Source organism: Thalassotalea sediminis, assembly GCF_030295915.1.
Taxonomy (GTDB): Bacteria; Pseudomonadota; Gammaproteobacteria; order Enterobacterales; family Alteromonadaceae; genus Thalassotalea_C; species Thalassotalea_C sediminis.
In genome coordinates, this window is sequence record NZ_AP027361.1 from 223,075 (window position 1) to 245,179 (window position 22,105).

At 37.7% G+C, this 22,105-nt stretch carries 19 protein-coding genes; 7 read left to right on the forward strand and 12 right to left on the reverse strand.

Annotated features, from left to right (window positions below; all coding sequences use genetic code 11):
* Position 1 precedes the first annotated feature (1 nt).
* Genes QUE09_RS00960 through QUE09_RS00995 form a run of 8 tightly spaced genes read right to left on the reverse strand, consistent with a single transcriptional unit; the run spans position 2 to position 8,712 of the window.
* Positions 2 to 1,165, reverse strand: a complete 1,164-nt coding sequence (locus QUE09_RS00960) for a carboxylate--amine ligase (RefSeq protein WP_286234353.1) — start codon at positions 1,163 to 1,165, stop codon at positions 2 to 4.
* Positions 1,162 to 2,157, reverse strand: a complete 996-nt coding sequence (locus tag QUE09_RS00965) for a polysaccharide deacetylase family protein (RefSeq protein ID WP_286234354.1) — start codon at positions 2,155 to 2,157, stop codon at positions 1,162 to 1,164. The genes QUE09_RS00960 and QUE09_RS00965 overlap by 4 nt, the downstream gene beginning before the upstream one ends.
* A gap of 11 nt (positions 2,158 to 2,168) precedes the next feature.
* Entirely contained in the window at positions 2,169 to 3,329 is a 1,161-nt protein-coding gene (locus QUE09_RS00970) for a hypothetical protein (protein ID WP_286234355.1), read from the reverse strand.
* The gene (locus tag QUE09_RS00975; protein ID WP_286234356.1) at positions 3,329 to 4,471 is read right to left on the reverse strand and encodes a glycosyltransferase family 2 protein; all 1,143 of its coding nucleotides are present in this window, start codon (positions 4,469 to 4,471) and stop codon (positions 3,329 to 3,331) included. Before QUE09_RS00975 ends, QUE09_RS00970 begins: the two co-directional genes overlap by 1 nt.
* A 3-nt stretch (positions 4,472 to 4,474) precedes the next feature.
* A complete protein-coding gene (locus QUE09_RS00980; RefSeq protein WP_286234357.1) occupies positions 4,475 to 4,981 on the reverse strand; it encodes a serine O-acetyltransferase in 507 nt (168 codons plus the stop codon).
* Between the two features lie 2 nt (positions 4,982 to 4,983).
* Positions 4,984 to 6,093, reverse strand: a complete 1,110-nt coding sequence (locus QUE09_RS00985; protein WP_286234358.1) for a glycosyltransferase — start codon at positions 6,091 to 6,093, stop codon at positions 4,984 to 4,986.
* Positions 6,093 to 7,295, reverse strand: coding sequence for a TIGR04063 family PEP-CTERM/XrtA system glycosyltransferase (locus tag QUE09_RS00990; protein WP_286234359.1), 1,203 nt, complete (start codon positions 7,293 to 7,295; stop codon positions 6,093 to 6,095). Before QUE09_RS00990 ends, QUE09_RS00985 begins: the two co-directional genes overlap by 1 nt.
* Before the next feature lie 13 nt (positions 7,296 to 7,308).
* On the reverse strand, positions 7,309 to 8,712 hold the full coding sequence (locus QUE09_RS00995; RefSeq protein WP_286234360.1) for a TIGR03013 family XrtA/PEP-CTERM system glycosyltransferase: 1,404 nt from the start codon (positions 8,710 to 8,712) through the stop codon (positions 7,309 to 7,311).
* A 245-nt stretch (positions 8,713 to 8,957) separates the two neighbouring features.
* Between QUE09_RS00995 and QUE09_RS01000 the strand changes: the two genes are divergently transcribed.
* The 6 genes from QUE09_RS01000 (at position 8,958) to prsT (ending at position 17,721) form a co-directional block, all read left to right on the forward strand.
* Positions 8,958 to 9,569, forward strand: coding sequence for an XrtA/PEP-CTERM system exopolysaccharide export protein (locus tag QUE09_RS01000; protein WP_434017492.1), 612 nt, complete (start codon positions 8,958 to 8,960; stop codon positions 9,567 to 9,569).
* A 41-nt stretch (positions 9,570 to 9,610) separates the two neighbouring features.
* Positions 9,611 to 11,200: an XrtA system polysaccharide chain length determinant gene (locus QUE09_RS01005; protein ID WP_286234362.1), complete on the forward strand. Its 1,590-nt coding sequence runs from the start codon at positions 9,611 to 9,613 to the stop codon at positions 11,198 to 11,200.
* 2 nt (positions 11,201 to 11,202) lie between these two features.
* A complete protein-coding gene (locus QUE09_RS01010; RefSeq protein WP_286234363.1) occupies positions 11,203 to 12,090 on the forward strand; it encodes an XrtA-associated tyrosine autokinase in 888 nt (295 codons plus the stop codon).
* Positions 12,053 to 13,648 carry a TIGR03016 family PEP-CTERM system-associated outer membrane protein gene (locus QUE09_RS01015; RefSeq protein WP_286234364.1) on the forward strand — a complete coding sequence of 532 codons (1,596 nt, stop codon included), beginning with the start codon at positions 12,053 to 12,055 and terminating at the stop codon, positions 13,646 to 13,648. The genes QUE09_RS01010 and QUE09_RS01015 overlap by 38 nt, the downstream gene beginning before the upstream one ends.
* 1 nt (position 13,649) lies before the next feature.
* Complete coding sequence (locus QUE09_RS01020) at positions 13,650 to 14,678, forward strand: XrtA/PEP-CTERM system-associated ATPase (RefSeq protein WP_286234365.1); 1,029 nt, start codon at positions 13,650 to 13,652, stop codon at positions 14,676 to 14,678.
* A gap of 286 nt (positions 14,679 to 14,964) precedes the next feature.
* Entirely contained in the window at positions 14,965 to 17,721 is a 2,757-nt protein-coding gene (prsT, locus tag QUE09_RS01025) for an XrtA/PEP-CTERM system TPR-repeat protein PrsT (protein WP_286234366.1), read from the forward strand.
* A 118-nt stretch (positions 17,722 to 17,839) separates the two neighbouring features.
* On the opposite strand, the gene QUE09_RS01030 is transcribed toward prsT, so the two are convergent.
* Together QUE09_RS01030 and QUE09_RS01035 are read right to left on the reverse strand one after the other, a co-directional pair.
* Positions 17,840 to 18,802: an FHA domain-containing protein gene (locus QUE09_RS01030; protein ID WP_286234367.1), complete on the reverse strand. Its 963-nt coding sequence runs from the start codon at positions 18,800 to 18,802 to the stop codon at positions 17,840 to 17,842.
* The gene (locus tag QUE09_RS01035) at positions 18,793 to 20,046 is read right to left on the reverse strand and encodes a S1 family peptidase (RefSeq protein WP_286234368.1); all 1,254 of its coding nucleotides are present in this window, start codon (positions 20,044 to 20,046) and stop codon (positions 18,793 to 18,795) included. Before QUE09_RS01035 ends, QUE09_RS01030 begins: the two co-directional genes overlap by 10 nt.
* A 315-nt stretch (positions 20,047 to 20,361) precedes the next feature.
* Here QUE09_RS01035 and QUE09_RS01040 point away from each other — a divergent pair, with 315 nt between their 5' ends.
* Entirely contained in the window at positions 20,362 to 20,769 is a 408-nt protein-coding gene (locus tag QUE09_RS01040; RefSeq protein ID WP_286234369.1) for an MmcQ/YjbR family DNA-binding protein, read from the forward strand.
* A gap of 23 nt (positions 20,770 to 20,792) precedes the next feature.
* Here QUE09_RS01040 and QUE09_RS01045 read toward each other — a convergent pair whose 3' ends face one another.
* Positions 20,793 to 21,434: a hypothetical protein gene (locus QUE09_RS01045; RefSeq protein ID WP_286234370.1), complete on the reverse strand. Its 642-nt coding sequence runs from the start codon at positions 21,432 to 21,434 to the stop codon at positions 20,793 to 20,795.
* Positions 21,427 to 21,927, reverse strand: a complete 501-nt coding sequence (locus tag QUE09_RS01050; RefSeq protein WP_286234371.1) for an RNA polymerase sigma factor — start codon at positions 21,925 to 21,927, stop codon at positions 21,427 to 21,429. The genes QUE09_RS01045 and QUE09_RS01050 overlap by 8 nt, the downstream gene beginning before the upstream one ends.
* Positions 21,928 to 22,105 lie beyond the last annotated feature (178 nt).

The following is a 22,105-nucleotide window of genomic DNA, read 5'->3' on the forward strand; positions in this document are numbered from 1 at the left end:
ACTAACTCTTCCTTTTTTTACGTCGTAATTTTGCAATAGACGTTTTGAGTAAATTCCTTAATTGATTGAACCCTACGGCAATAGCTGGCCAAGGATCTCGCCAAGCAAAATATATAAAGGTATGGGGTCTAAGTAAATCACGTAGATATGTTTTTACAATGGTAAATAAAGACTGGTTATCCCTGTATCGAGAATATAAGTCTTCATAAACACTGATGAAAACACGATGTGTTTGTTTGGGTAGTTTATCAGCAGGCAAACCAAGTGCGACACAATACGTCGCATATACGTTATTTACGCCACAACTTGTATCGAAGTAATTGCAAAGGCCTAGTCGAGGGTTGATTTCAATGTATTTATATTCCTGACTTTCACTATCATATTTAAACTCAACCATTGCAGGGCCTACATAACTTAAGCCTTTACCTATTTTTGCGACTTGCTCAATAACTTCTTGATTCTCGTAGCTCTTCGCATAACAGGTCACGCCATAGTGTGGTGGTGTTAACTGTAAACGTTGGAAGGTAAATGCTGCAATCAAATCGCTGTTTTCATTAAAAACACAATTACATACCCATAAGTTTTCGTCACTTCCTACTATTAATTCTTGAGCAATACAGTACTCCAACGCCTCGGAGTACTGACTGTAAAATTCTTCAAGTTGTGTTTGATCGTTAATTACGATATTTTTTTGGCCTAGCTTATTTAATTCATTGGATCTGGGCTTAATAATTGCCGGAAGCGGTAACACTTTAGTAAATTCTTGCGCCGATATAGGTAAATTAACAAGTGATTGGGGCACATTGGTAAATGTAGCTACGAGCTCTACTTCTTGTTTTTTATCAATAAATTTTTCTGATAACTTATCTGACGGTAAAACAAAATTAAATTTTTCTTGTAGTATAGTTTCATGGTTTGTTAAAAAGTCGACATACCAATCTGAAGTAGGAATTAATACTTGCCCACTGCCAGGCCAGGTTAATAGTGTTTCTAAAAGGCGTTCACGCGTTGTTGTTTCAGCACGGTTTAGTAAACGAGAAAATAACACAGGTTCATTACTACCGGTTGTTATTACATCTGTAATTATGTGCTGCTTTGATAAGCCTCTTAACGCACCTAATCCATTAGGACCGGCTGATAAAATAATCGCTTGGCTTGATTTCATGAGGTAAAACAACACTCAAACTTAACACGGTTAAAGTTATCATGAGCAACACAAAAACGATTTATGTCGAAAGGATTGCTAATTTCTAAGTGGCGACCTGGCTCATTGTTGAATGCAATTTGATAGCCAGCCTGAATCGATAGTTCAAAAGAGGCTTGATTATAACAAAAATAGCGACCAACAGGGTAAGCGATTGAGTTGACACTTTTCTCGATTTTTTGCTCAATAATTAATTTAGATTCAATAATTTCTTTGCTTTGCTCTTGCTTATCGAGTTGCGATAAAATTCGATGGCTAATGGTATGAGACCCTATTTCCATGCCTTGTTCTGCTAATTGTTTAACTTGTTTCCAGGTCATAAACAGCTTTGTTTGCTTGTTATCTAATGATTCATGTGCTTTAAAGCATTGCGTACGCACATCTTGTAATACATCATCAATGGTATGTGTCGTTAATTGTTTTGCTGATGACATGATACGCTGTATTGTTTGATTTATATTTTCAGGTGCTAAGTGATAAACTTTGTTAGTGCCGATCAACTGGTAATCTTGACCAACAGATTGTCTTAATAAGAAGGCAATCTCATCCCACCAGGGAATATGATTAGAGTCGACAAAATCGGTAGCGACATAAAAAATAGCGGGTACATGATGTTTTTTAAGTACGGGAAAAGCATTGGTATAATTGTCTTTATAACCATCATCAAAGGTAATGAGTGCATAACGATTATTAGTTAATTGTTTTTGTTCTACTAATTTCGCTAATTGTCGGGTATTAATAATTTCAAAGTTTTCTTTAAGTATTTCAATATGTTGCTCAAAAGCTTCTGTTGAGCATGAAAAAATCGCATGATCAAAGTAACAATCTTCGGCTCTACCAATGCGGTGATAGTTAAATACATAGACACCATTTGGTAAACGTCGCCAAAAAAAGTCAATGCTGCGTGTTACTGACAACAGCTTGGTTAACGTTTCCTTGACGCGAAACCGCATAGATTAATCTCCTATGAAAGTGGCTTAAACTCGGGTTTAGGTAAAATGTAATCCCGAAAATTATTGGGGTTGCCTTGCTCACCTTTTTCCGCTGCCTTGGCTATATTATACATTTCTCGGGCGGATACATAATGTAGTACATAGTTTTCACCATCATTATACTTAGACTCTAAATAATGGTGCATATCGTGTCTTGGCTGCCCTAATAACGTATCCATGTCTGCTTCTTGTGTGCCATGGGTATGTACTTTAATAAAAATCCATTCGGGGCGGCCTTTAACGTGAATATGAGAATCTACCCATTGGTCCACACGTGATTTTAATGGCGGCATGGTTTTTCTTACATCGGAATTTTCAATTCTAGGTAATCCTTTAGGGGTTCGCCATTTTAGTGCTACACCGAGAGGGCCTTGAATCAGCATTAAATCACCAGAGGCGGGCTTTCCAACTTCAACATCTACGCCAGTATCGTGGTTTTTACACTTTCCTTCTGCACCCGTTGCATAATAAATCGAATTTACTTTTGAAGTTTGCGCTGGGCTTGGTGCCGATGGTAGGGTCATATCAACATAACACCCAGTCTCTTTTAGATACTTAAGTTCATTATCTATACCGCAATGATGGCCGCCAGGTAACGAATTATCTAAAGCCCAATTACCATGAATGAAGGCATACATTATTTGGCCTGTTTCCGGATGCACAGGCAGGGCACCATGGTCGTAGTGAAGCGTTTTGGCAAAGTCAGCCATAACGGTAGAAAAATTTTCAGCCGTATCATTGTCATGATGCAAATGTATTTCTATTTCACCAAAACCTTCATAGCAAAGATCAGATAACTTAGCTAAATGTTCGTATCGATATTCTTCTTCAGGATAAAAGAAACAGTGTTTAGGCATGTGACCGTCAGCATCTTTGTGCTGACTTGCCATTAATCGATAGTCTTTACACCAACGATCAACGCGAGCCCGCTCAACCTCAATGTCATCATTTCGCCATTGTGGTTCATAATGGTCAACAAAACAGAACAGAACATGTTTTGTGTCATCAACTTTTGGTTTCGACATAATGTGTTTTAAATACGGTACAAACCAAATATCCATATTCTTCATTTTTAGGACTTGCCAAAAAGCGAGAACACTAAGTACGGTAATTACAACTAAAAATATTAACATTACTTTAATTCTCCACCACGAGGCGTACGTTTCCATCCGCCATTTTTGTGTCCCTTACAAAAACGTATAAACCCTTGTCCTAACGCGACATTCATGGAAACAAAAAAACTGATAATTGCCACAATGCCTGTGACCTGAATACCGGCATTAATTTGCTTTTGACCTTGCCACGCAATGAGGTAAAAAATGACCTGTATAGCAAATATAACGCCATAAAAGGGCTGTGCTATCAACATTAAGTTACTGATAAAAGCCAACAACATGAAGTGCGGGGCGAACCAACGAATAACTTTGTGTGACCAGTAGCACCAACTCATCACCCCTTGTGTAGGAGACAAGGCCCATAAGTTGGCAATCAGTGCTTTATAATTGCCTATACCAATACGTACACGACGCCCATATTCATCATCTAATGAAGGTGCCACTTCTTCTTTTGCTATGGCGTTGTCATTATATAAAACGTCGTAACCTTGTTTTTTAACGTTCATCACAATACAAAAGTCATCAACGATTGTATCGGTTGGTAGTGTTTGGTATAACTCTCTTCTAAGCGCGTAGATCGCACCGTTAGCGCCAAGTAAACTACCTAATTTAGACTCACATTTTTTTAAAAATTGTTCATAGCGCCAATATAGCCCATCAAGGTTTTGATTGCCGTCTTCTGTTTCTAAAATTAACTCTCCAGATACGGCACCGACATTGTCGGAAAAGCTATTAACTAAAGTAGTAACGGCATCAGTGTTAAAGTCGGTGTTTGCATCAGTAAACACCAATAAATCTGCTTCAGACTTTTCAACTAAATCATTTAATACCGATATTTTTCCGCGATTTTTGGAGAAGTTAAATGCCTTCACATTATCTTCTGAAAAAGATTCAATAATGTCGCCCGTGCTGTCTTGAGAACCATCAGAAGCGACTAATATTTGCAGTGCTCCTTTATAATCTTGCGCAAGTGCATTTTCAATGCGCTCTTTAATACATGATTCTTCATTATATGCTGCAATAATAATATCTACGCTAGGCAAACATTCTGGCTCACGTAATTCAATTTCTTCAGGTTTAACAAATATCTTTAATATCAGTGGGTATATAAAATATGAATACACTAATAAAAAGACGGAAATCCAAAAAACAGTAACCATTCTTTATCCTTTACTTACCACTTTCGCGGGAATGCCAACCACAGTAACATTATCTGGAACATCTTTTACAACAACAGCATTTGCGCCAATTTTTACATTATTGCCTATTGTAACGCCGCCAATTATCTTAGCGCCTGCTCCAATAAAAATATTTTCTCCTAGTACAGGAGCTTGTCCTTTCTCGTCGCCAATCACGACACCACTTTCGACGATGATACCCTTTCCGCCTGTCACCTTTGAATTTATAACTACACCGACAGGGTGCATAATCACAAAACCAGGCATAAATTTAGCACCAGCACCAATGACACAGCCATTAATAACACGATTTAACCAAAGGGTGATAATAGCTAAAGGTGATAACCGATAACGCATTAACCACGCTGTCATTCGATAAAGTGCGTTTGCTGAAGTGCCATCGCTAAAAATAATACGTAAAAATGAGACTTGATAGCCTTCATCAATCATAATTTGTTGTTTCTGTTTTAGGTCTTTTATAAAATTTTTCATAATTAACCCATTCGCTTCAAAACAGTATTTATGTTTTGTTGCCAATCAAATGTTGCTGCGTGTTGTAGAATTTTCTCTGCTTGCCAAGTACGTTCAAATGCGTCTTCGATTGCCTCTTCTAGCGCTGCACTATCTTGGGCATTAATCACAATGCCAGTATCGTCAGTTACAACCTCTGGGATGCCACCAACATTGGTTGCAATAACAGGTGTTGCGCTGGCAAAAGATTCAAGTAATACGTTAGGTACACCTTCTCTATAACTTGGCAGTACTAAAAAGTTTGCGTTACGAATAAAACCTGCAACATCGTTTAGTGGGATTGAACCATGAATCTTCATGCGATCAGTTAACCCATGGTCGTTTGCTAGTTGTTTGAGTGATTCGATCATTGGTCCGCCGCCTATGATATCCAACGTTACTTCTTTATCACGTTTACTGAGATTAACAAATGCAGTGACGAGTTCATTAACACCTTTAGTAGGGATTAAACTACCTACAAAAACTAACTTTTTTTCCGTTGTTTTTTTGGCGGCGGGAAAAAATATTTTTGGATTAACGCCATTATAATTAACACAAATTCTCTCTGGTGATATACCCGTCTCAACCAACTTTTCGCCTAACGCTTTGCTCGCACAAAATATTGCTTTTGCAGAGTTTAACCAGGTTTTAATGAGTTTTTTTCTAGATGAAAACTGGCTATTTTCGTTTACGTCAGTACCGTGAACTTTTACATAGAATGGCAGTGATAGGTGCTTGTTTAGCCTTGCAGCGGCAACAGCGTCAGGAAAACACCAAGAAGCAAGTAATGCGTCGGGGTTAGATTTTTTAATCCACGGCAACATAAACAATAACGAAATATACTGAAAAAATGGCACAAACCTTCGGCCAATTTTCGGTGTGTAAAAATAGGGACAGGCTTTAATATGTGGTTGTTCTTTCCACTGCGAACGCTGTGAAAGCCACTCCGTCCAAGGCATCAATATAACAAGTTGAACCTGCATTTTATTTGCTAATAAATCAAACTGTTGTTTATTAAAGCTAGCGCGATTAGGCGCCCAGGGTACCGGGTATAAATTGGTAATGATTAAGAGTGAACTTAACTTGGTTTTCATTACTGAGTTAACCGCTCATATACAGGTAAATACTGTTTCGCAGTATTCAACCAATTTCGTTGTTCACGCACAAATTTAAGACCTTGATCAGCAACTTGTGTGAGTAACTCTTCATCGTCGATAGTCGCTAGTACTTTTTCTGCAAGCGCAGTGGCATCATCAGCTTTAAATAAAAAGCCAGTTTTACTGTCTTCAATTAACTCATTATGGCCACCGATGTCAGATGCAATTACAGGTTTGTATTGCGCCATTGACTCGAGTGGTTTTAATGGGGTGACCAATTCGGTTAAACGGATGCTTTCTCTCGGGAATACCATTAGATTGGCAAGACTATAATAACGACTTACCTGTTCAAACGGCACACGCCCGACAAATGTGACATTATTTTCTAAACCTAAAGTTGCCACTTGCTGCTTTAGATTATTTAGTTCGTTACCTGCACCTACTAGCAACAAATGTACGTCTTGGCGCTGTTCACAAATTACTTTCATGGCGTCAATAGCATAGTGCAATCCTTCGTACTTAAAGAAGGTGCCTATAAAGGCAATGACTTTTTTATTGGCCAAGTTTAGAGATTGCTCTAATTCATTATCGCGTTCGTGTAATGGTTGAAAATTACTAATATCAACTGCGTTTGGAGTAACATATAATTTACTCTCAGGAATGCCTCGCTTTATTAGATCTTGTTTTAATCCTTGGCAAATACAACTTACGGCATCTGCTTGCTCAAATGCTCGTTGCTCAATGCCTTTGATGAGTTTGTATTTTATACTGCCTTCTTTGGTCTTCCCTGTATCAACGGCTGCATCTTCCCATAATGCGCGAACTTCATAAGTCACCGGGATGTTATATTTTTTGCCAACTTTTATGGCCGCTAATGCGTTAAACATTGGCGAATGTGTTTGTATAACATCAGGTTTATCATTTAACACTGCTTTTTCTATTCGTTTAGCGAGAAAGTTAATATGGTGAAGATAATTAACGAAAGGAATTTTAGTGAGCAATGACGTAGACTTTGGTGTACGTTGATATAGAACACCATCAACATCTTCTTCTAGATTCTTGAAATCTTGGTATCGTTGACTTGTTAGTTGTTGTGTCTCAATACCGATCTGTCGTTGGTGGCGGATGATTGCATCAGACCTTAAAGAATAACCACTAATATTTGGACGTGAATATTCTAATACATGTAATACTTTCAACGTAATCTCCCTATTATCGACCTTTACCAAACAAGACTATTTCTACAGTCCTAATCAAAATTAACATATCTAACATAAAGCTTCGGTGCTTAATGTAGTAAAGGTCATACTTTAACTTTTCCAATGAATCTTCTTCGGTAGAACCATAAGGGTATTTTAACTGTGCCCAACCGGTTAGGCCAGGCTTTACGTTATGACGCTCATTATAATAAGGTATTGTTTTTATTAGTTTTTGAACGAATTCTGGGCGTTCTGGTCTTGGACCAACAAAGCCCATATCTCCACGCATTACATTGTAAATTTGAGGTAATTCATCAATGCGATATTTTCGAATAAACTTGCCTATTTTTGTTGTTCTATCATCATCTTTGGTCGCCATTTGGGCGCCATTTTTTTCAGCGTCAATGCGCATGCTGCGAAATTTATAAATATTAAACGCTTCGCCATCAAGTCCTACGCGTTCTTGTAAGTAAAATATAGGCGCTTTAAAGCCTTCGTCGAGCTTTATGAGTAACGCTGTGATCAACATGACTGGCCAAGTAACTAAAAATAAGCAGAAAGCAATGCTGGCATTGAAAATCCAATCTAAGGTATTACGCAAATGGTTAGCGGAGGCAAAACCATTAGAGTAGATAACCCAGCTTGGGTAAATTAAATTGACCGCTATTTGGCCTGTTTCACGTTCGATAAAGTCGAGTATCTCAGTAACTTCAACACCACGAATTTTACAGGCAAATAATTCATCTACAGGAAGATTATTTCTACGTTCATCACTTGCGACGACGATTTCATCAATATCATGATCAATGGCGTAGCTCACGAGAGAACCATCGAGCTCAATTTTGTTTTCATTAACGATACCGGTGTCTGAGTCTCCATCCATCTTTATAAATCCATGCATAAAGAAGCCCTGGCGATCTACACCTCGTCGCATACGTTTCTCAATGATAGATGCTCTTTCTCCTGCCCCTAACACGAGCACTTTTCTTTTATTTAAACCAAAAAAATCAACACGTATAGTGATATATCTAAAAGTGCAAATTGCGAAAAAACTGATGATAGAAGCAATCGCCAATAATTCTATTGGTAGGGCATTCTTTGCATACAAAGGGTTGGTTAAGACAATAATGAAAAAGCCAATTGCAACCGACATTAAAATACGGCGTACTAATCCTCTAAAGCTTTCTCTAAGTTTAGTATTATATAGCCCTAGTGCTAACGAAGATAACTGCACAACCAAAGCAAATACAAACGCATAAATAACAATAAAATTTTGTGGAATTGCGATATGTTCTACAAGGTTTAATAGGCTATTGCCGTAAAAAGCGATGAGAAACGCACTAGCAAATAATAAGGATTCAATAATAACGAGCGATTTGCTACCAGATGACAAATCGCGGAACTTGGTACTAGACATAATTAACGAGCATTTCCTTATAAAATTACAATAGCCAACCGTTTTTTAGTTAATTTGGCAGTTATAAGAATCAGTATTAGGATGTATAAACATACCACGTGACGCATACTATCAACATTTACTTTTTTTTTACAGTAATTTAATAAGTGCAACTGCTATAAAAATAAAATAGAATCTGATAGTTTATTATTGTTTTGCGATAACTTTAAAAGGTTGAGACCATGGAAAACCGATTGTTCAAGAATATGAAATATGTACTAGTTACTTGTATTATCTATGTTATCTCAGGCTGTAGTTCGCCTTCTCTCCCTCCTGCCACTGTACACCAGTCTAAAACGGTAGATGTAAATTCTTATAAGTACCTTATTGGTGCGGGCGACACAGTTAACATTTTTGTTTGGCGTAACCCTGAGGTATCAGGCACGTTCAAAGTGAGACCTGATGGTATGATTACTACTTCATTAGTGGAAGACATTCCTGTTTCAGGGAAAACGCCTACAGAACTTGCCAGAACCATAGAAGAAATTTTGTCTAAATATTTGCGTGATCCCGTAGTGACAGTAACTGTAAATGATTTTGTTGGCCCATTTGGCGAGCAGATTAGAGTTATTGGTGAAGCTGCTGAGCCACAGGCTGTAAGTTATGTACAGCACATGACATTACTTGATGTCATGATTCAAGTAGGCGGCCTTACCGAGTTTGCTGATGGTAATGACGCTGTTTTAGTGAGAACTGAGAATGGCAAACAAAAGCAGTATACAATTTTAATTGAAGACCTGATAAAAAATGGAAAAATATCAGCGAATGTTGATGTGTTACCTGGCGATATAATTGTCATTCCAGAAACATGGTTTTAATCGCACTTTACTATAATAACCCTGTTGTTTAGAGGTCAGGAATGCAAGATTTATTCGAACAAGCCTTAACTTATTTAAAAGGAATTTGGCTTAAGCGTAGATATATTATGGTATCTACGTGGATTATTTGCCCAGTATTGTGGCTAGTAATTGTTAACTTGGATGACGTTTATGAGTCAGAGGCGAGAGTTTTTGCTGACACCCAATCTATATTAGGCCCATTGTTGAAAGGGCTAACCGTCGAAACTAATACGGATGCGCAAATTCAATTAATGGTTAAAACGCTGTTGAGCAGACCTAATATTGAACGTATAACGCGTATGACTGACCTTGATGTTCAAGTAACAACGCCGAGAGAATACGAAGAACTTGTTGATGATTTAAAAAATGACATCATCATCAGAAAAACAGGTGGCCGACGAGAAAATATTTTTACAATTTCTTATCGGCACAAAAACCCTGAGATGGCGAAAGATGTTGTACAGTCAGCATTAACTGTTTTTATTGAAAACACCTTAGGTGAAAACCGCTCTGACACTGACACTGCCGGTAAATTTTTGAATGCTCAAATTAAAGAATATGAGAATCGACTGCTTGCCGACGAAGCAAAATTGACCGATTTTAAACAAAAATATAGTAACGTTCTGCCGAATCAATATGGCGGCTATTACAACAAATTAAGTAACGCGAAAGACCAACTTAAAGCAATCGAGTTAAGTTTATCTGAGGCGCAATCTCAATTGAAAAACTCAAGGGAGAAGCTAGCATCGTCCAATGCTCCTGTTGAGAAAGCACAATCTAATATCAAAGATTCAAATACTATTGTCACAAGTTACGACGACAGGATCACTGAATTGGAATCTATGTTGGATTCCTTATTATTAAAGTATACGGAACAGCACCCTGACGTTAAAGAGTCTAGAAATCGTTTGAATCACTTGATGGCTCAGAAAGAGAAAGAAATTGAAGAGTACCTTTCAAGCCTTTCAGAGAGTAACCCGTCTGAAAATGTATCGCAAAACCCAGTTATTCAAGATTTACAGATTCAAGTGAATCATCTTGAGAACCAAGTTGCTTCAATAAAGGTGCGTCGTGATAACTACGCTAAAGAAGTCGAGGATCTTGAGAACAAGATTCATATTCTGCCTGAAATTGAAGCGGAACTTAAAGGTTTGAACCGCGGTTATGAAATTACAAAATCAAAATATGAAGAACTATTGAGCCGAAAAGAAACCGCGCAGTTAGCGAGACAAGCTGACGAAACAACGAACAATATTAATTTCAAAATTATAGATCCACCCCGAGCTCCTGCCGAACCAACAGGGCCTAAACGTATTTTATTTTTATTGGCAAGTACCATTTTCGGTCTAGGTGTAGGCGTAGGCTTATCATTCTTATTTAGTCAAATTAACCCTGTGGTTACATCGAGAAATCAAGTGGCCAAAGAAACAGGTATACCTGTTTTTGGTGTTGTGTCAGCGGCAGAAAATCTTGGCCTTCAGCGATGGCATAAGAAAAAGACCATTGTCTTTATAATCTCTAACGTATTGCTATTAATGTTATTAGCATGCTTTATTGTTTATTCTATTTTCCCGGAACAAGTATTAGCTCCCATTAAAGGAGTGCTTTAACTATGAGTACTATTGAAAAAGCGTTAGCGCGTAAAGCGGCAAAAGATACCAATGAAACATCAACTTCTGTTTCTGAGCGAAAGGTAGAAAAAGAAGAAGTAACGCCGAGTGACTCTCCAGAAAGTGCAGCGCCTAAGACTGATGACCGCGTGGCAAAAGTACTGAATATTGATACTGAGAATCTTAAGGACAGAGGATATTTAATTGATACTGGTGAGCGAAAGAGTATTAAAGACGAGTTTAGACAGATAAAACGCAAACTTCTGGAAAATGCTTTTGGCAATGCAGCCAAATTATTACATCATCCTAATTTAATTATGGTCAGCAGTGCTAAGCCAAATGAAGGTAAAACTTTCGTAGCGATTAATTTGGCATTAAGCATCGCACTGGAACAAGATAAAAAAGTACTGTTAGTGGATGCCGATGTGTTGAGGCCGAGTATTAACAGAGAGCTTGGTTTGGAACAATCAGAAGGATTGATTGATTACCTTTTAAAACCAGAAAAAAATGTCAGTGATATATTGTTTCAGACAAGTATCAATAACTTACGCGTTATTCCTGCTGGACAACCTCATCACTTGTCTAACGAACTATTAGCAAGTGAAAGAATGGCTGCTTTAGCTAGTGAACTTGCTACACGTTACCCTGATCGCGTCGTGATATTTGACTGTCCCCCATTGATAGGGGTTACAGAAACGTTAGTGTTAGCAAACTTAGTTGGTCAAGCACTTGTTGTGGTAGAAGAATCAAAAACAACCATCGCCAGTATCAAAGCGGCTACCGAATCACTCAATGAAGATTTGGCGCTTGGTATTGTCATGAATAAAGCAATTAGATCTCATAAGGATTTGTATGGCTACTATGGTTATGGATATGGCGAAAGCGAATAAAATCACCATAATTCTTTATACATCACTGATCTCTCATGCAGCTGTTGCTGGTGAATGGTTATTTACACCGACGTTAACGCTCGATGAAACATATACCGACAACGTTGAGTTGATAAGCGGTAATGAAACGTCTAGCTTGGTAACGCAAGCTGGTATCGACATTGATACTTCTTATCATTCGCAACTTGTACAATTTAACTTATATTCTAGTAGTTTAAATGCTTTTTATAGCCATGATCATGAACTAGATGACGATTATCATAAGCTAAATAGTGATATCAATGTGAAACTTGGCGATTATGGTTTATCGTTATTTGGCAGTGCTAATATTGATTATCGCGCTCGAAATAATGCGCGAAATGCGTTAGCAAATATTGTTTCGGCTGATTTAGCTCAAATAAAGTCTTACAGTGGCGGGTTGGCTTATAATGTTAACAATAGTGATTTCAACATAGCGTCATCGTTGGCATATAACTTGGTCGAGTCTGAGGATAATATCGGCGACCAAGAAGGCTACTCTGTTAATCTTTCGTCTAAAAATGGCCATGCAGCGCGATTATTGTTTTGGGATACCCAAGGTAGTTATCGCGAAAGAAAGCGCAATGGCCGGTCAAGTCGATTATATCAAGGCGAGTTAAAACTAGGCTTAATTTCAGACTGGAAAATAAACCCGTTTATTCGTTATTACGACGAAGATAATAAAGGAAGCATCGGTTCCAATCGTTCGATTGAATCAAATGCATATGGTTTAGGTGTTAGATGGTTAGTGACACCGAGGCTGCAATTAGATCTTTCATATAATACACCAATTGGTGAATCTGTTGATATTGATGGTAAAGAACAAGACGATTACATTGATGCTAAAGTAGAGTGGCAGCCGTCGATTCGTACGACGCTTAGCGCCAACTATTCTCAACGTTTCTTCGGTGATAGTTATGGTTTTAACTTTTCACATAAAAATAAAAGACTTACCAATACAATTAGTTATAACGAAGAAGTACAAAGCTTTACGCGCGATAGTTTTGTAGCGGTAGACTATGGTAGTTATTGGTGTCCAACCTCAGGTGGTACTGACTTTAATGATTGTTTTGTCGAAAATGATAGCAATGTAGATTTTGACAATTATACCCTGATTAGACTGACTGATTTAGAACTCGTTGAAGATGATGTTTTATCGCTTAACAAAACATTGTCGTGGTCTTCTACGTTATCGCTATCACGTACTACGTTGAAGTTAGGCGCAAATTATAATAATCGTGAAAACTTAGAAACACGCATCGAAGATGAGCGTAAAGCGATAAGTTTTTCTGTGTCACGGGACGTAAGCGGCCGTTCAGATATTAATTTTAAAGCATCTTATACTGATAATCATTTTCTAAAAGATACATCAAATACGCGTCGAGATAGATATCGACAATTCTCTATTGGCTATAAAAAGTCACTTAACCCAACGGTTAGTTTTAATATTGATTTGGCGAGTGTTAATCGAAGTTCGTCTAATGAGCAGTATAACTACGATGAAGGTCGCGTGACTTTCAAAATCACAAAAGATTTCTAATATGTATGAGCATTATTATGGCTTTAAAGAAAAGCCATTCCAGTTAAGTCCTGATCCGCGGTTTTTCTTTGCATCGAGTCATCATCAGCGAGCATTATCATATTTACAGTATGGCTTAGATCAAGGTGAAGGCTTTATTGTTATTACAGGGCCTATAGGCACTGGAAAAACGACGATTGCCAGAAATTTACTTAGTCAAATTGGTGATGAAAGTATTGTTGCAGCTCAACTTGTAACAACTAAATTAGATCCGCAGGAACTACTAGCGCTAGTCGTGTCAGAATTTCACATTGAGTGTAAAAGTGACAGTAAAGCTGACTTAATTCAAGCGATTGAACAATTTTTAATCTCATTGAATAAGCAAGGCAAGCGTGCGTTATTGATCGTGGATGAAGCGCAAAATTTACCCTCTGAAACCGTTGAAGAGTTGCGCATGTTGTCAAATTTTCAACTTGATAATAAGCCACTAATCCAGAGCTTCTTATTAGGTCAAGAAGAGCTTAAGCCTATTATCCAAGCGCCAAATATGGAGCAATTTAGACAGCGTATTATAGCGTCTGCTCATCTCAAGCCCTTATCTGTTGAAGAAGTGAAAGAGTATATCAACTATCGGTTACAACAAGCGGGCTGTAATCGAGACAATTTATTTTCAGAAAGTGCCTTTGAGCTTATTCATGAAAAAACACTCGGCGTACCGAGAAAAATTAATATTTTTGTAGACAGATTGTTGTTATTTGGCTTTTTAGAAGAGCTTGAGGTGTTTAGTGCCGAATCCATTGTAACTGTTGCAGAAGAAATGGAAGTTGAACTGACAGGTTCATTAAACAATTCGGAGCTACAAAACCCGAAAGCAGCACAGCAAGTGGTTGTTAACTCAACAGATAATGTTGAACATATTAAAGAAGTGCTCAGAGACGTTGAAGAAATTTTAGAGTCATCGATCAAGCAAAAAATAAAAATGGCTCGTTATGTCGACAAATTGTTAAAGCAGAAAAGTCGTCAATATGCAGAGCAAAATACCGATTCTTGATGAGACATAACGCATAGCAGTGAATAAGAGCAATGCCAAGTTTTCGCTTGTTGTTGTTTTTTACAACGAATAGTGTGCCAGTCAGGTCAAGTAAATAAAGGATGGCGAAAACCCATTGTGATGCTATTTGGTGAAGATCAAATAAAACGCTATTTTTATTAAGTGCAGTCATGAATACTAGAAAATGCTAGTCGGGTTTCGCAAAGTTCAGTATGTGAGCATTAAACGTGACTTTCACGACTAGTTTAGAATGCAGTACATAACTATAAAGAAATAGGATATTCACATGATAAGTAAAAAAACCGCATTGTCATTGGCGGTCATGTTAGCTTTAACAGCCTGTGGCGACAAGCTTACTGTTGAAGATTACCTTGCACAAGCCAAACAACATCAAACAGAAAATAAGCTTAAAGAATCTGAAATCGCGTTAAAAAATGCCATTCAATTAGCACCTAAAAATGCTGAAGCACGTGTTAGTTTAGGTAAGCTTTACTTATCACTTGGTAATAGCGCGAGCGCTATTAAAGAACTAGAACGCGGTCAGTCGCTAAAATATAAAGGTCGTGATCTTGTACCACTATTAGCACGCGCTTACCTTATAGCAGATGATAATGCCGGTGTTATTGGCTTATCTGAGGCTGCAGATAAACTGCCAGAAGATCAACGTGTTATTTACTTGTCTTATAAAACGTTAGCGCTTATAGAAACAGGTGAAACAAAAGAAGCAAGAATAACGGCTAAAGCGGCAAGTAAGTTGTTGCCTGCCAATCCTCATGCAGTACTCGCAAATGCGTATATAGCCATGGTCGATGATGAGTCAGAACGTGCCAGTGCGTTGGTTGATAAAAGCTTACAATTGGATCCTGAAAATCCAGAAGGGCATATGTTTCAAGGGCAAATTTTTATTGCCCAAGGTAACTTTGATGATGCGGCAAAAAGCTTTGAAAAGTACTTGGCACTTCAGCCCGAATCAAATTTGACGCTACTGCTGCTAGCAGATACGTTGGTTAAAACAGATCGTTACCTTGAAGCTGAAAAATATGCTGACACTATCTTAGCGGCAATGTCGGAGCAACCAGTGGCGAATTATGTTAAAGCCGTGGTTAGGTTCGCTGAGAAAGATTACGAACAGGCGTTAAAGTATGCAGAAGTAGGATTAACAACGCAATATATGAAGCCTCATTTACGCTTGGTTGCCGGTGCTAGTGCCTTTTATTTAGCCAAATATGAACAAGCTAATTTTCACCTCGGTACTATTGTTGATCAGTTAACACCCGAACATTCAGCACGAAAAATGTATGCGGTCAGTCAATTCCATGTCGGAAAAATTGAAAATATCACTGACTCGTTACAAAGTTACGTACCGGTCTCTGAAGAAGATCAGGAGTTTATGTCTTCGCTAAGTTTTAGCCTATATAGCATGGGAGCGACAGAACAAGCTAAAATGGTTGCTGATAGGGTTTCACAGTCTTCTTTAGATTCAGCAAAGTCATCAGGTCGTAAGGGTATTTTAAAACTTATGATGGATGATATTTCTGGCGTAGACGACCTAGAAGCTGCACTTGAGAAAAATCCAGATTTAGTTGGCGCTGAATTAGCTCTTGCCTATGTAGCCTTAGAGCAAAAGGAATATGATAAAGCGATAGAAATAGCGCAAAACTGGCAAGCTAAATATCCAGATAAAGCTGACGGATACAATATGTTGGCGGCTGTCTATGTAAGACAAGGGGATTTGGAAAAAGCAAAAAGTGTTTTGATGCAAAGCCTTGAAAATGCACCCAACAATGCTTTTGCGCTAACTGAACTTACGTCTGTTTACGTTAAACAGGGTAATAAGAAAGACGCAAAAGAAACTGCACAAAAAGCCGTTACTCAGCACCCTAATAATCTTAAAGCGTTGCATAATAACTATGCACTGTTTCGCAATGAAGCGGCGTTAGCAGCGATTAAAAAGTCATTTGATACGGTTGAATATAAAAATAATATTGCACCACTTTATATGCAAGCGTTGTTAGATGGAGACAACGTTCAAGCAATGCTCAATGTTGTTGATGAGCTAACACTTGATTTTAAAACGCCTAAGAGAGTCTGGCAATTACAAGTGTTTGCTTATCATAAGCTGCAAAAAGGCGCGCGTATTAAAGAAACTTTAGATAAGTGGACTAAAGCAAACCCTTATCACGTTGAACCTATCTTTTTGCTTGCTGATTATTATGTTAAATCAAAAAAACCAGCACTTGCGCTTGATACGATCAATGATGCTTTAAATGGCATTCACGCGAATAACACTAATCTTAAATTAGTAAAGATGCAGCTGTTACTTGATAACCGTAACACTAGTGAAGCAAAGCGTTTGTTTAAAGAACTTGAATCAGCTTCTATCGATGAAAACCTCGCAGCAGGCATAAATGGGCGAATTTTGCTATTGGAAGGTAAGTTTGAAGAGGCGATTGATGGTTTAGAGCAGTATTATAATGCGTACCCGACAAGCCAAAATGCAGTCTTACTGGCGTTGGCGCACAGTCGTTCTAACGATAGTGCCAGTGCCATTGCTGGATTAGAAAAACACCTTGAAAAGAATGAAAACGACTACGCTGCTCGTAATTTGTTGGCTAATTACTATGTTCAGCAAGATAAGTCGAAGGCACTGAAACAATATGAATCATTAGTTAAATCTCAGCCACTCAATGTTGTTGCGTTAAATAATTTAGCATGGTTGTCGCTAGAAAATAATGACATTGAAAAAGCCGCTAGCTATGCAAAAAAAGCGTATGATCTTGCACCTAAAGTGCCTAATATCGCTGATACCTACGCCAAAACGTTGTTTGCTCAAGGTGATAAGCGTGGCGCGTTAGATAAGTCAAAAGAAGCATATGACTTAACTAACGGTAAAGACGTAGATATTTCGTTAAATTATGCTGAAATATTGATCGCCGGCAAAGAAAAAGCTTTAGCGAAAGAGATCTTACAGAATCAAGAAGTCACCTCAGACGAGCAAAGAGAGCGGATTAAAAAGTTATTAGATCAACTTTATAAGCTTTAACCGTTGATATTAAAAAAGCATTAGGTTGCGAATGCAGACCTAATGCTTTTTATGCCTTTAATACGATCAATTTACTATGTCATAATTTCAGCCAATTAATCCATTATGTGTAATGGTGTTAATCTTTCTTATGCTTTTCTTCTTTTACTTTTTGAAAAAGCTCATCGGTATCTTCGATAAATTCATCAACGCTACTACTACCAGCAAAGAGAAACGTTGGTGTTAATAATGTAGTGTTGAAGTTAGGTTTAATACTGAAATCTGGCTTTTTACTGACTTGCACTAAAAAACTACCACCGACTAAAAGAATCGTGAGTCCAGATGCGACGATCATGCGGCGCTTGTTGCTAACATGAAAGCCGATATAAATGTTTAACCAAAATAAACAAAAAGCTATAACAATCGGCGTTAGTCCGGTCATAAACACGAGAATTGAGCCACTTGCGGTGTTGAAGGTTACAACCGTTTCAATAAAGTCTGAAATCCAGGAAATATTGTAAAAGATGAAACAAATACCGAGTTGCGTCCATATCCTGGCGTCATGTTTGGTTAGCAGCGAAACAAGCGCCACGCCAATAGGCCATACAGAAAAGACTAATGTCATACCCGCTGCAGATACAAGTAGTTGCGTAAATTTGACTTCAGTTGGGTTATTAAGGAAAAACAACCAACCGGTTATTAACGCAAAAACAACAATGTTGCTGATTAAAATAGCAGGGTGCTTAGTTAAATTTATTAGATTTTCAAAGGGGCTGAGTGTAATGCTTGCTTCAACAGGGTGGAATGGGAACAATATGCGAACTTGGCTTTTGCCAATTCGGATAATATCGCCTGAGTGAATGACATGTCCATCGGCTGACTTTTTACCTTCACCAAGAAAGCTGCCATTAGCACTGTCTAAATCTTGAATACGCCACTGTTCTCCGTCAAAGGATACTACAAGGTGCTCAGCACATACGTGTGGGTCAGACAAGATAATATCGTTATGATATCCACGACCAATGGTAACTTTATCTTTGCTGAGTTTATGTCGACTCAATACTTTTTGCCCACGGCTAATTTCTTCAACAATTATTTCCATGTTACCGACTCCATGAATTGTTTAGTAAAGGCTTGGGCACTTGATTGAGAAACGCCTGCTAAAGTAAAGTGACTGATAAGTGCTTGTTGATGATGGTCAACCGAGATTGCGAGGTATAAAACGTCGTATAAATTAGTAAATTTTTTATAAGCTCGTGTACAAAATATGGCTTTATTATTGATTTGTTGATTTGTCGGCATAACAATATCGTGTTGGCACTCAAATTCGGTAATGTCATCTTTACCCGCTTTATTGCCTGGCATAACACGTGCGATCTGACGTTGAAATAGCTGGTAGAACTTTATATCACTGAGCTTTTTCGCGTTTAGATAGCGAAACTCCATTTCAACTGACCCAGTGTAGAAGTTATTAGCGATAAAAACATTTTCTTCTAACGAACAATTAGCGACAGCCATTAGCATTAATGCATCTTTTTTATCAGCGTTAGATTCCCCCCAACAACGAATAAAGGGCACATCAATGGTTGGAACTAACCCCTCACCAAGACTTTTGAGTTGCCACTCACTGTTCAACAACGTGGTAATTAGCTTATCTTGATAGCCATCGAGTTGTTGTTGCATTTGAGGGGCTATTGCTTGAGCGACTTCTTGTTTATGAGTCTTAAGTAAGGCTAAAAGTTTATCATGGGGCACTAGAAAGCCAATTTGGTTGCCAGAAGTCGCTACGTTAATGCCGACTACTTTTGTGGCTTTATTTACCACAGGACCACCACTCATACCTGAATTAACTGACCCGGTAAAGTGGATACGATCACTAAAAGACTCTTTTTTAAGACCATTATAAGTACCAGGAACAACAATCATCCCGAGATCATGCGGGTTTCCTAACGAGAATATTTCTTCTCCTTTTGCCGGAGCTTGGTCAGAAATTTCAAAAAAAGGCATAGGTTGACTAACAGAACGTTTAACGATGGCAAGATCGTTAACCACATCAACATTTTTTAACATCAACTCATCTTTGTTGCCTTCATTATCTAGAAATTCAATACGGTATTTTTCTGGATGACGTGCATAGCTTGAAATTACATGGTAATTGGTTGCAATAAGGCCATCGGCACTAATTTGAAACCCGGAGCCTATCGATGACTTTTCTCCGCTCGCTTTATCGATAATCCTGATTTGGTATAAGGATGGTGCAAGTTGTTTAAAGATTGCTTCTGCTTGCTCAGTGGCGCATACGAAACTACTAATGCCAAAAAGTAGTATGCTTAACAAAGCTTTCATTCAATGTCCTATGGTGAGAGCTCAAAAAAATCAGTTTCTGTATTGTGCCACTGTGAATTCATTTGTCATCAATTATCCCGCGATATTTTGTTAGTGTTTTTGAACAAGTGTAAAGAACTGTTCGATTATTGCCTGTCTAAACTATGTAAATGAAATGGCTTAAAGGTAACTCTTTTCATCATTTATGTTGCATTAATGTGATGAATGATAAAAAAGAAAAGTTATGTGATTGCTACACGAGTTGATCTAGTATCAATAGCGCATTGGCCGTAATATAGGTAATTCTGAACGAAGAAACAGCAAAAGTGAACGAATATGGACATTGAAAAACAAAGTCACACTAAGTTTGAGCAATATTTATTGAGTAAGCCTTATTCAAGCTTTGATTTTCCTTTTGGCCCCGACGTTAAAGTGTTTAAGGTTAAAAGTAAAATGTTTGCTTTGCTCTCTTTTGGAAATGGAAACGAGAAAGGTACCGATGGGAAAATGGCGGGGTATTACTGCATAAACTTAAAATGTGATCCTGATGAAGCGGTGATGTTACGCGATATCTTTCCCAGTGTGATACCAGGTTATCATATGAATAAAGCGCAATGGAACACTGTTATATTAGATGGCTCAATTCCTGAAAGCGAAATTGAACGCATGATCGATAATTCATTTAATTTGGTGGTAAGTAAAATGACTAAGAAAGATCAAAAATCAATCTTAGTTCATTTATAAAACAGGGTATTTAGCTGCAAACGTTAGTTTTTTAAGGTTTTCATATCCGCCAAAAGTTCATCTAATTTCTTGAACTGATTACCGTAAACGATATTAAGATCGAAACGATAAAACGCATCAGAGTACTTAATGATGAGTAGTAATAGCAATGTTAAGATGACGATTAAATAATAAGGAACGCCTAGTAGCACTATCTCTGTTGGAAATAACTTCAGGATAAGCGCTAAAATTTCTCCACCCGCCTGACTAACGAGCGCTTGAGTAACCATGCCAATAAATAATAAAGGGTAAAAGAAACGATAATATATCGCATAAGTGCTAATTGAGCTTTTTAGCCAGTGATCAAAGTTAACTAAATAATCATAACTTGACTGTCCTTTTGATAACCTTGTGCTTTTGGTCAATTCTTTTTTCGCGATAATCACTAGCGGGATAAGTAAACAACAAATATATAAACCTAAAAAAGGTGCGCCAATAAGTGACATCATTATCATCATGATGATACTGCCTATAATTAGTGCTTTAATATTGAGTGCGAACATACTCTGCAATTTATCCACTATATTTTGTGATTTTCGGTTATATAGAGCGTTAATTTTAGGTGCAGAAAGGTTAGGTTCATTAATAAAGCCTTCTTTCCACATTGATTCAATTGACTTATTCATCTGCTACTCCTTGTTGTTTTAAATGTCTGAGTAATCTTTCTTTTATTCGCTTTACTCTGACACCAATATTATTCGTATTTGTACCGGTAATTTCGGCAATCTCCGCATAGGTTTTTTCTTCCAAATAAAGCAAAATCAACGCTCGATCTATTTCTGACAAGTGCTTTATCGCATTATATAATTGGTTTATATCGTCATTGATAAAGGCTTTGCTATCGTCAATAACTTCCTCGGGTAATGCATCTGACGATATATCCGTTATGCCTGACTTACTCTTTTTCAAATGCGTTAGACATACATTTAATGAAATGCGGTATATCCATGTTGACCATTTTGATTGTTGATTAAAATTATCTTTACTGCGCCAAATCTGCAGGCAAACTTCTTGATAATAATCTTCAAAGTCTTCTTGGCTGTTGGTATATGCCCGACAAATTTTGATTATGATCCCTGAATAAGGAAGTATCGATAATTGATAAAAATCACTGCCCATTGAAAAATAAGTTCCTATACACGCTTTGCCTTGTTAGTGGCTTTACCTTGAGGTTTATTACACCCCACATAAACTTTTTTGAAAAAATAACCATTCACCTGGATTTCAGGCGCTCGAAGTCAGCAAATACACTAGGTTAACTTAATGGTGGTTTTTAATTGAAGCTATTAACGTAAGT